Origin of the sequence: Pseudorhodobacter sp. (assembly GCF_030452865.1) — a bacterium.
Taxonomy (GTDB): domain Bacteria; phylum Pseudomonadota; class Alphaproteobacteria; order Rhodobacterales; family Rhodobacteraceae; genus Pseudorhodobacter.
Genome location: NZ_JAKDLJ010000099.1, coordinates 1 through 10,143 on the forward strand (window position 1 = coordinate 1; position 10,143 = coordinate 10,143).

At 58.0% G+C, this 10,143-nt stretch carries 8 protein-coding genes and 1 pseudogene; 7 read left to right on the top strand and 2 right to left on the bottom strand.

What is annotated here, in order from left to right; translation table 11 throughout:
* The 5 genes from odhB to lpdA form a co-directional block, all read left to right on the top strand.
* A partial coding sequence (gene odhB / locus L0H65_RS07995; RefSeq protein ID WP_301458357.1) for a 2-oxoglutarate dehydrogenase complex dihydrolipoyllysine-residue succinyltransferase occupies window positions 1–653 on the top strand: 653 nt, incomplete at its 5' end.
* A 167-nt stretch (window positions 654–820) separates the two neighbouring features.
* Window positions 821–1,150 (top strand): hypothetical protein, encoded by a 330-nt coding sequence (locus L0H65_RS08000; RefSeq protein WP_301458359.1) that lies wholly within the window; start codon window positions 821–823, stop codon window positions 1,148–1,150.
* 125 nt (window positions 1,151–1,275) lie between these two features.
* Window positions 1,276–1,539, top strand: coding sequence for a hypothetical protein (locus L0H65_RS08005; RefSeq protein ID WP_301458360.1), 264 nt, complete (start codon window positions 1,276–1,278; stop codon window positions 1,537–1,539).
* Window positions 1,536–1,931, top strand: a complete 396-nt coding sequence (locus L0H65_RS08010) for an MAPEG family protein (protein WP_301458361.1) — start codon at window positions 1,536–1,538, stop codon at window positions 1,929–1,931. The genes L0H65_RS08005 and L0H65_RS08010 overlap by 4 nt, the downstream gene beginning before the upstream one ends.
* A 105-nt stretch (window positions 1,932–2,036) precedes the next feature.
* Window positions 2,037–3,422 carry a dihydrolipoyl dehydrogenase gene (gene lpdA / locus L0H65_RS08015; protein ID WP_301458362.1) on the top strand — a complete coding sequence of 462 codons (1,386 nt, stop codon included), beginning with the start codon at window positions 2,037–2,039 and terminating at the stop codon, window positions 3,420–3,422.
* A 269-nt stretch (window positions 3,423–3,691) separates the two neighbouring features.
* On the opposite strand, the pseudogene L0H65_RS08020 reads toward lpdA, so the two are convergent.
* Both L0H65_RS08020 and L0H65_RS08025 read right to left on the bottom strand, forming a co-directional pair.
* Window positions 3,692–3,922 (bottom strand): annotated as a pseudogene (locus L0H65_RS08020) (IS701 family transposase); the annotation flags it as partial.
* 951 nt (window positions 3,923–4,873) lie between these two features.
* Window positions 4,874–6,853, bottom strand: coding sequence for a protein meaA (locus L0H65_RS08025; protein ID WP_301458363.1), 1,980 nt, complete (start codon window positions 6,851–6,853; stop codon window positions 4,874–4,876).
* A gap of 182 nt (window positions 6,854–7,035) precedes the next feature.
* Here L0H65_RS08025 and L0H65_RS08030 point away from each other — a divergent pair, with 182 nt between their 5' ends.
* Complete coding sequence (locus L0H65_RS08030; RefSeq protein ID WP_301458364.1) at window positions 7,036–8,382, top strand: 1-acyl-sn-glycerol-3-phosphate acyltransferase; 1,347 nt, start codon at window positions 7,036–7,038, stop codon at window positions 8,380–8,382.
* A 145-nt stretch (window positions 8,383–8,527) separates the two neighbouring features.
* Entirely contained in the window at window positions 8,528–9,820 is a 1,293-nt protein-coding gene (gene ccrA / locus L0H65_RS08035) for a crotonyl-CoA carboxylase/reductase (RefSeq protein WP_301458365.1), read from the top strand.
* Window positions 9,821–10,143 lie beyond the last annotated feature (323 nt).

Sequence of the window (10,143 nt, forward strand, 5' to 3'; positions counted from 1 at the left end):
CGCGCCGCCTGAAGGAATCGCAGAATACCGCCGCCATGCTGACCACCTATAACGAGGTGGATATGAAGGCGATCATGGACCTGCGCAACGACTACAAGACGGAGTTTGAGAAGAAGCACAAGGTCAAACTCGGCTTCATGTCCTTCTTCGTCAAAGCCTGCTGCCACGCGCTGAAAGAAGTCCCGGAAGTGAACGCCGAAATCGACGGGACCGATGTGGTTTACAAGAACTTCGTCCATATGGGCGTTGCGGTTGGCACGCCTTCGGGCCTTGTGGTCCCGGTGGTGCGCGACGCCGATGCAATGGGCTTTGCGACGATTGAGAAAACCATTGGCGAGCTGGGCCTGAAAGCCCGCGATGGCAAGCTCTCGATGGCCGATATGCAAGGCGGCACCTTCACCATTTCCAACGGCGGCGTCTATGGCTCGCTGATGTCGTCGCCCATCCTGAACCCGCCGCAATCGGGGATTCTGGGGATGCACAAAATTCAGGATCGCCCGGTCGTGGTCAACGGTGAAATCGTAATCCGCCCGATGATGTATCTCGCCCTGTCCTATGATCACAGGATTGTGGACGGGAAGGGGGCGGTGACGTTCCTGGTGCGGGTGAAAGAGGCGCTGGAGGATCCACGGCGGTTGTTGATGGATTTGTGATTTCCTCGTTAAGCGCCTCTCTGGAGTGCGTCTTCGATAGGGCTTGCCTGCCCTTTTATGGATCATCAAAGTTGTTCTAGGATGTAGAGTTTATGTCGTCCCCAGACCCAAAAGACGTTACATTGGAATGGTATAGAAACAACGTTCAATTCACTCGAGAATTGGGTATGTTTGCACTGAAAACTCTGATCACTCTGAATAGCGGCGCTTTTGTTGTTCTCTTGACTTTTATAGGAAACGCAGCAGCCAACTCCGCTTTCGTTGTCCCGTTAGATGCTTTGCGATTTGCTATGCTTTGTTTCTTAATAGGCATTGCGACTACCTTTGTAGTTGTGGCTATTTCATACGTTAATTCGATTACGTTCAACCCTTACGATCTGGGTAAGGGTATGAGTGATAAGGTGGCTATTCCAGTTTATATCATTGGAGCTGTAATTGCGCTCGTTGCGTTTGTATGGGGCGTTGCTAGGGTCGTTCTGAGCGTGACTTCGCCATGACATCCGAACTCAATATTATAGGCCGCCCGAGATTGCGCAGAGCTGTGCAATTCCTCGTCTTTGTGACCCCAGTTAAGTTGGAATTTAACTTCATTTAACCCGCGACCCAAAGAAAGGCGCCCGCCATGCAACTTCTCTGCCGCAATGACGTTCAGGATTTCGCCACATGGAAACAGGTGTTCGACGCCGATCTTGAGGCGCAGCGCGATGCCGGGCTTTCGCTGATGCAAATCTGGCGCGAGGATGGGCAACCAAACCGCGTCTGGTTCCTGTTCGAGGTCCACAACCGAGCAAAGGCGCAGGCCTTCATGGAAGCCCCGAAAGCCGATATGCACGCCAACCGTGCGGGCGTGACAAGCGGCGAATATCATTTTCTGGAAACGCTATGACCGCCGAACTCACCGCCCTTGCCCTCGCCGCCCTGCTGCAAGCGGTGCAATACCTGCTCTTCGCGATCCCCGCGAATATGGAGCTTGGCACCGGCTATACCTCCTCCGCCCGCGACCGCCCACCCTCGCGCCAATTGTCGGAGCGGACCGGGCGCTTGCAACGCGCGCTGAACAACCACTTTGAGGGGCTGATCCTGTTCACCATCGCAGTGCTCGTGGTCACCCTCGGCGGTCAATCCTCCGGCGTCACCGCCGCTTGCGCCTGGGTCTATCTTTGCGCCCGCATCCTCTACGTCCCCGCCTATGCTTTCGGCTGGCGCCCTTGGCGTTCGGCGATTTGGGGCGTAGGGTTCCTTGCAACCATGGCGATGATCGTCGCCGCGCTGATCTGATTTCGGGGCCGGAAAACCTCTGGCCCTTTTCTGTAGCTTTCCCAGAGAGTTTCTGGGGTCTTAACGTTTGCTTAGCAAATGCTGAAAATATGAGGGAAATGACCCATGGCAAGTTTTGACGTTATCATCATCGGCGCCGGTCCCGGCGGCTATGTCTGCGCCATCCGCTGCGCCCAACTCGGCCTGAAAGCCGCTGTGGTTGAGGGCCGCGAAACCCTTGGTGGCACCTGCCTGAACGTCGGCTGTATCCCCTCCAAAGCCCTGCTGCACGCGACCCATAGCTTGCATGAGGCAGAGCATAATTTCGTCAAGATGGGCCTGAAGGGCAAGTCGCCTTCGGTCGATTGGGCACAGATGCAGGCCTATAAGCAAGAGGTGGTGGACGGTAACACCAAGGGCATAGAATTTCTGTTCAAAAAGAACAAGATAACCTGGCTGAAAGGCTGGGGAAGCATCCCGGAGGCGGGCAAGGTCAAGGTCGGGGATGAGGTGCATGAGGCGAAAAGCATTGTCATCGCAACCGGGTCTGAACCGTCCTCCTTGCCGGGTGTTGAGGTCGATGAAAAGACCGTTGTGACCTCCACCGGCGCGCTGGTTTTGAACAAGGTGCCGAAGTCCTTGGTGGTGATCGGCGCGGGTGTAATCGGGCTTGAAATGGGTTCTGTCTATGCGCGCTTGGGGTCAGAGGTAACGGTGGTCGAATACCTCGACGCCATCACGCCGGGAATGGACGGCGATGTTGCCAAAGCCTTCCAAAGAATCCTTGGAAAGCAAGGCATTAAGTTCGTCCTTGGTGCTGCCGTGCAAGGGGTGGCAACCAAAGGCGGCAAGGCCAAAGTGACCTATAAGCTGAGCAAGAATGACGCGGAAGTGGTATTGGACGCCGATTGCGTGCTCGTCGCGACCGGCCGCAAACCGTTCATAGAAGGTCTGGGGTTGGAGGCGTTGGGCGTGGAAATGGAAAAGCGCGGGCAAATCAAGACCGATCATTTCGCAACGAATATCAAAGGCTTGTATGCTATTGGTGACGCGATTGTCGGCCCGATGCTGGCCCATAAAGCCGAAGACGAGGGCATGGCGCTGGCAGAGAGTCTGGCCGGTAAAGCGGGCCACGTTAACTATGGGGTAATCCCCGGCGTGGTATACACGACGCCGGAGGTGGCAAGCGTCGGCAAGACAGAGGAGCAACTGAAAGAGGAAGGCCGGGCTTATAAGGTCGGCAAGTTTTCCTTCATGGGCAACGCGCGGGCAAAGGCGATCTTTCAGGCGGAAGGGTTTGTGAAAATTTTGGCAGACAAGGAAACCGACCGTATCCTGGGCGCGCATATCATCGGCCCGATGGCGGGCGATCTGATACATGAGGTGTGTGTCGCGATGGAATTTGGTGCCTCGGCGCAAGATTTGGCGCTGACATGTCACGCGCACCCGACATATAGTGAGGCAGTGCGTGAAGCGGCACTTGCTTGTGGGGATGGGGCTATCCACGCTTAAGGCCTGAATTCTCTGCGAAAATTCATACCTCCGGCTACGCAGCCTTGCAACGCAAAGTGCGATGGATATTTTTTGCGGTGAAGCTGAAAGGCGCGGTTTTGTACGGTTGCTACTCAGCAGACGTCGTTACCCGATCGACCGTAAGTGGTGCCTGAAGGCCTCCCGATTTCCAGCCTGAGGGCTTTGCGAACGACCAGGGCGCAAGGGCATCGATGCGTGACGCGGGTGGCCATTGGCGGTCAGTGCTTCGCGCAGGTCGGCGCAGGGACTCCGCGACCCAGGTTCGCCTGTTGCCGCCAAGGGCCGGGATCGCACGCATCCATCCCGTCTTGCGTCATTCTTCCCCCAAGCAAGCCGTCCAAAAACTGTCCTGCTGATGCTGCCGCACGCTCCTGCGTGAATAAAGATCGCACCCGCGCCTTCACTTCCCGCAACAAAAACGCCCAAAGTTCAACCGTTGCCTCGACCGTTGCACCTGCCATCCATGACCTCCGATCCATGGAAACTCATGGATCCGGACAGCGGAAGATGATGCAAATGTAATGCTAGGGCGTAAGTGAAGCTGAGGGCGGGCGGATCGGCACCATTCCAACCGCGATCATCGCGGAACAGCGTTCAAAGGTGGCCGGCCCTGCTTTTGTCCGCCTTTGGATCAAGCGCTGGGGTGCGGGTCTCATCTGTTGGCCGGCAGGAAATTGCGTAGCAGTGGTCGGTGAGGGGCAAGCGCGCCTTCCGCCCGCAGCCCGCACCCGATCAGCGCGGCTTCTCGAATGACATTATCGGCGCGACGACAGCATAGCGGGAGTGGAGGGTGATGATGACCTGAAGACGCTCGGGAACAATGTCTGGCCGTTCGGCAAGTTCAGCAGGTCCGTGCAGATGTAGCGGCAAACCTTGTTTTTAGATTCGATCACCCGCTTGATGTGCGGCCCATTTTCATCGAATCTATGTATTCGATTGCCAGGAAGTGGGTGATTTGACTGATGACCCAAACGGCCTGATCCGGCAAGATCACCGCACTTCCTGCAACGCCGCCTAACCTGGCCGATGCACCGTCCCGGCCTTCAGCACCCGGGGCGAACATGCAGAACTATGAAACCGATCCCGATCTTGATCAGGGCGCTTTCTACTGATCGCGAAGCGGTTGAATCGGACGTTGACGGCTCGATCACAAAGGCCTCAACGATGGGTGTGCTGACGGAGGGCATCACCCGCTGAGCCCTGCGCGCAAGATCTCACCACCCGGAAAGATGCCCGCTGATCAGCCTCTATATTGCTGCAACCTCGCGAATCCGTGCGCCAAGAAGAACATCCTCGACCACAATCTGCGCCTTGAGGTCATCGGGCCAGCACCGCCGCCCGGTTGAGGCCTCGTTGGGCGCACCGACATCAGGCGCTCATTGTGGTTCCGCACCGACAATCTTCCGCCAACCCGGTTGCAACACGTCACCTCAAGCCGAAACCAAGGGGTCGACACATTGAGTGTGATCAACCAGCGCCACGATGTCCATCATGATCAGGTTCAGTTCAAAATCCTTGGGTGTATAAACCGCCGCAACTCCCATCGCACGCAATTGCGCCGCATCCAGTTCAGGGATGATGCCGCCAACGATTAGCGGGATGTTTGACAATCCACTTCTTTGCATGATTTCAAGAGTTTCGGTGATGAGTGGGACATGTGAACCGGACAGAATCGACAAGCCAATGACATGGGCTTGCTGTTCTATTGCAGCTTCAACGATTTGTGTCGGGGTCAGTCGGATGCCCTCATAATGAATATCCATCCCGCAATCACGGGCGCGGGCGGCAATTTGTTCGGCTCCGTTGGAGTGGCCGTCAAGCCCCGGTTTTCCCATCAGCAACTTCAGCGGGCGGCCCAGTTTGGCCGATACGGTTTGAACCGCCTCGCGGATGGCTTCCAACCCTTCGGTGCGGTTGGAGGGGTTGCGCGAAACCCCGGTGGGCGCGCGGTATTCGCCAAAGACCGCGCGGATTGTTGCCCCCCATTCGCCCGTCGTGACCCCTGCTTTGGCGCAGACAATTGAGGGCGGCATGATATTCGCGCCGCTCTGCGCGGCACTGCGCAGCGCAGCGAGAGCGGCCTCAATGGCCGCCGAGCTGCGGGCGGCCTTCCACTGGTTAAGGCGTTGAATTTGATCGGATTCCGCTGCCGGATCGGTTGCCATGATTGCGCCATCCCCGGCGGTCAGCGGGCTTGGTGTTGTCTCCACCCAACGGTTCACGCCGACCACCGTGGTCTCGCCGGTTTCAATGCGCGCGATGCGTTCGGCGTTCGCCTCAACCAACCGGCCTTTCATATAGGAAATCGCGGCCACCGCCCCGCCCATCGCGTCGATCCGGGCCAATTCTTCGCGTGCACCTTGTTTTAACGCTTCGACCTTACGGTCAACGGCAGGATTGCCATCAAAGAGGTCGTCATATTCAAGCAAATCGGACTCATAAGCCAGAATCTGCTGCATCCGCAGGGACCATTGCTGATCCCAAGGGCGAGGCAGGCCCAAGGCTTCGTTCCACGCGGGCAATTGCACGGCGCGGGCGCGCGCGTTTTTCGAGAGCGTCACCGCCAGCGCCTCAATCAGGATACGGTAGACGTTGTTTTCCGGTTGCTGTTCAGTCAACCCGAGGGAGTTCACCTGCACGCCATAGCGAAAGCGGCGATATTTCGCGTCTTGCACTTCGTAACGCTGCAAGCAGATCTCATCCCACAGGTCGACAAAGGCGCGCATTTTGCACATCTCGGTGACAAAGCGGATGCCTGCATTCACGAAAAACGAAATCCGTCCCACCATATTTGGGAAATCGGTAGCGGGCACCTTGGCTTTCAGATCGTCCAGAACGGCGCATGCCGTGGCCAAAGCGAAGGCGAGTTCCTGTTCCGGTGTCGCCCCCGCTTCTTGCAGATGATAGGAACAGATGTTCATCGGGTTCCATTTGGGCAGGTGTTTTTGCGTATGGGCCGCGACATCGGTGATCATCCGCAAGCTGGGCATCGGTGGGCTGATATAGGTGCCGCGCGACAGGTATTCTTTGATGATGTCATTTTGCACGGTGCCGTTAAGTTCTGCGATATCAGCGCCTTGTTCCTCCGCCACCGCGATATAGAGCGCCAGAAGCCACGGTGCGGTTGCGTTGATCGTCATCGACGTATTCATCTGTTCCAGCGGGATATCGGCAAACAGCCCCCGCATATCACCCAGATGGCAGATCGGCACGCCAACCTTGCCGACCTCACCGCGGGCAAGCTCGTGGTCGCTGTCATAGCCGGTCTGGGTCGGCAGATCGAAAGCGACCGAAAGTCCGGTTTGTCCCTTGGCCAGATTGCCGCGATATAGCGCGTTGGACGCAGCAGCCGTGGAATGGCCCGCATAGGTGCGAAACAACCAGGGTTTATCTTTGGTCTTGGCGGTCATGGCGGGCCTTTTCGAATCGGGCGCGTGAATCGGGGCGCGCAATTTTCTTACGTCATGAGATTGATAGGTGACACTTTATGCCAATGTCAATTCGCTGCAACGCGGCATAGGCTTTGCTGCAAGTCGGCATAAAAGCAGCTTGCACGGATTACAGATGTGTTGCGATCCGCTAGGGTGGTGTCATGACAGGAACCGTAACGATTCCGATTTGGTTTTTGGTGTTGATCCTGCTTTTCGGGACGGTCACCTTTGCATCGCATTTCCTGTTCCCTTCGGTGCGGTGGTTTTTTCGCGCACGGGCGCAGCGCGCATTGGCGCGGTTGAACCAGCGTTTGCAGCGTCCGATCGACCCGATGAAGCTGATGCGGCGGCAGGACAAGATCGTGCGGCTGATCTATGACCCGGCGGTGATGCAGGCGATTGCCGAGAACGCTGCTGAAACCGGGCGGCCGCAAAACGTGGTATTCGAGGAGGCGAAGGCCTATGCGCGCGAAATCGTGCCGGGGTTTTCAACATTGCTTTATTTCGGCGTCGCCACGCGATTGGCGCGCTGGATGAGCACGCTGTTCTACAGGGTTCGGATTGCGCGGGTCGATGCAGAGTTGAAGGGGATCGACCCGGAGGCGACAGTGATTTTCGTGATCAACCATCGTAGCAATATGGATTATGTTTTGGTTACTTGGCTGGTCGCGGACCGCTCGGCCTTGTCCTATGCCGTCGGTGAATGGGCGAGGGTCTGGCCATTGGGTCAGATGATCCGGGCGATGGGCGCCTATTTCATCCGGCGAAACAGCCGCAATGCGCTCTATCGCAGGGTTCTGGCACGCTATGTTCAGATGGCGACGGCGGAGGGAACGACGCAGGCGGTTTTCCCGGAAGGCGGCTTAAGCCTTGATGGCCGGGTCGGTTCTGCGCGCATGGGATTGCTCAGCTATATCGTGGCGGGGTTTGACCCCTTGGGCCGGGATGTTGTTTTTGTGCCGGTCGGTTTGTCCTATGACCGGGTGTTTGAGGATGGCGTCCTGACTCAGGCCGCGGCCGAGGGAACGCGGCGGTTTCGGGCGCGCCCGGTTGCGGCGCTGCGCGCGTTGCTGCGGACCGCCTGGCGCAAATCGACAGGTCGCTTTACCGGGTTCGGCATCGCCTCCGCCGGGTTTGGCGCGCCTTTGTCACTGCGCGACTGGCTGGCGCGGAATCCCCAGCGCGATCTGGAAACGCTGGGTGCTGATCTGATGGCGCGGATTGCGGCATCGGTGCCGGTCCTGCCGGTGCCACTTGCGGCGGCCGCGATAATGCAGGGGCCGGCGACGGATGAAGAACTGGTGCAGCGGATGGAGGGTCTGGCGAAGCGTTTGCGGCAGAACGGCGTGGCTTTGCGGCTGAACAATAGCGGAGGATTCGAGGGGATCGACGCGCTGAGAGGTCGCAATCTGGTGAATGACAATGCTGGCGTCACGCAGATTGCACCGGGGGCGGGCAGTCTGATCGCCTATTATGCGGCTTCGGTGCAGCAGGCTTTGGGTGAATGACGCCAGTTGCCGCATTGCGGCGGACATAAAGTTACAAAAACCATTGGCACATCTATTGCAAAGTTGCGCAAATCCTCGTACCCATCGCTGGGACGCTGCATTGATTCTGCGATGCGGCATGATATTTGCCAAGAAGGAGGCCGGAATGGCTTTGGATACGCAGCTTGATATCGTGGCCTATGACGCACCTGAGAAAGATCTGTACAAGGTCGGGGAGATGCCGCCGCTCGGCTATGTGCCAAAGCAGATGTATGCTTGGGCGATCCGCAAGGAGCGCCATGGCGAGCCGGACAGCGCGATGCAAAGCGAAATCGTGGAAACGCCAGAGATTGACAGCAATGAAGTGCTGGTGCTGGTGATGGCGGCGGGGGTGAATTACAACGGGGTCTGGGCGGCGCTCGGCATCCCGATCAGCCCGTTTGACGGCCACAAGCAACCCTATCATATCGCCGGATCGGACGCTTCGGGCATCGTCTGGAAGGTCGGCGACAAGGTGAAACGCTGGAAGGTCGGCGATGAGGTGGTGATCCACTGCAATCAGGACGACGGCGATGATGAGGAATGCAATGGCGGTGACCCGATGTTTTCCCCGACCCAACGGATATGGGGCTATGAGACGCCGGATGGGTCGTTCGCGCAGTTCACGCGGGTTCAGGCGCAGCAGCTTATGGCACGGCCAAAGCACCTGACCTGGGAGGAAAGTGCCTGTTACACGCTGACGCTGGCGACCGCCTACCGGATGCTGTTCGGCCATCGCCCGCATATCCTGAAACCGGGTGACAATGTGCTGGTTTGGGGCGCGTCGGGCGGGCTTGGCTCCTACGCGATCCAGTTGATCAATGCGGCGGGGGCCAATGCGATTGGTGTGATTTCGGAGGAGGACAAGCGCGAGTTTGTCATGGGGCTTGGCGCGAAAGGCGTGATCAACCGCAAGGATTTCAACTGCTGGGGCCAGATGCCCACGGTCAACACGCCGGAATACAAGGCGTGGTTTACCGAGGCGCGCAAGTTCGGCAAGGCGATCTGGGACATCACCGGCAAGGGCAACAACGTCGATATGGTGTTTGAACATCCGGGTGAGGCGACCTTCCCCGTCTCGGTTCTGGTGGTGAAACGCGGCGGCATGGTGGTGATTTGTGCCGGAACCACCGGGTTCAACCTGACCTTCGACGTGCGCTATTTGTGGATGCATCAAAAGCGCGTGCAGGGCAGCCATTTCGCCAATCTCAAGCAGGCCTCGGCCGCGAACAAGCTGATGCTGGAGCGACGCCTCGACCCGTGCATGTCGGAGGTCTTCCCGTGGGAGGAAATTCCGGCGGCCCATATGAAGATGCGTCGGAATGAACACAAACCGGGCAATATGGCGGTTTTGGTGCAAGCCCCGCGCACCGGGTTGCGCACGTTCGAAGATACGCTGGAGGCGAGCCAAAGCCGTTGAGGCTGCTGTGCTTGCGACTGGAAGCCGCCTGTCCGCAGCAACGGATCGGCGGCTTTTCGCGTGCGGCGCATAATTGTGGCGGTGGTTACCATTTGTTGACAGATCATTGGTTAGGCTGACCCAGCCACCCTTCTCAGGGTTGCCGTTCCGGGTGTCTTATTGAGGGGGCGCGATGCGCCATGATTGGATCTTCGACGTATTGGCCGATTTGCGGACCTATGCGCAACAAAATGACCTGCATGGCTTGGCGGCCCAGGTCTCCGAAACCCTGCGAACCGCAGAGCGGGAAATTGCGGGGGCCGCCAAGCCATGCAGGTCATTTT

Coding starts and splice junctions, on each gene's coding strand:
- L0H65_RS08025 (WP_301458363.1), bottom strand. CDS start 6,853: ATGACCGCCAAGACCAAAGATAAACCCTGGTTGTTTCGCACCTATGCG.
- L0H65_RS08010 (WP_301458361.1), top strand. CDS start 1,536: ATGACCGCCGAACTCACCGCCCTTGCCCTCGCCGCCCTGCTGCAAGCG.
- ccrA (WP_301458365.1), top strand. CDS start 8,528: ATGGCTTTGGATACGCAGCTTGATATCGTGGCCTATGACGCACCTGAG.
- L0H65_RS08005 (WP_301458360.1), top strand. CDS start 1,276: ATGCAACTTCTCTGCCGCAATGACGTTCAGGATTTCGCCACATGGAAA.
- lpdA (WP_301458362.1), top strand. CDS start 2,037: ATGGCAAGTTTTGACGTTATCATCATCGGCGCCGGTCCCGGCGGCTAT.
- L0H65_RS08000 (WP_301458359.1), top strand. CDS start 821: ATGTTTGCACTGAAAACTCTGATCACTCTGAATAGCGGCGCTTTTGTT.
- L0H65_RS08030 (WP_301458364.1), top strand. CDS start 7,036: ATGACAGGAACCGTAACGATTCCGATTTGGTTTTTGGTGTTGATCCTG.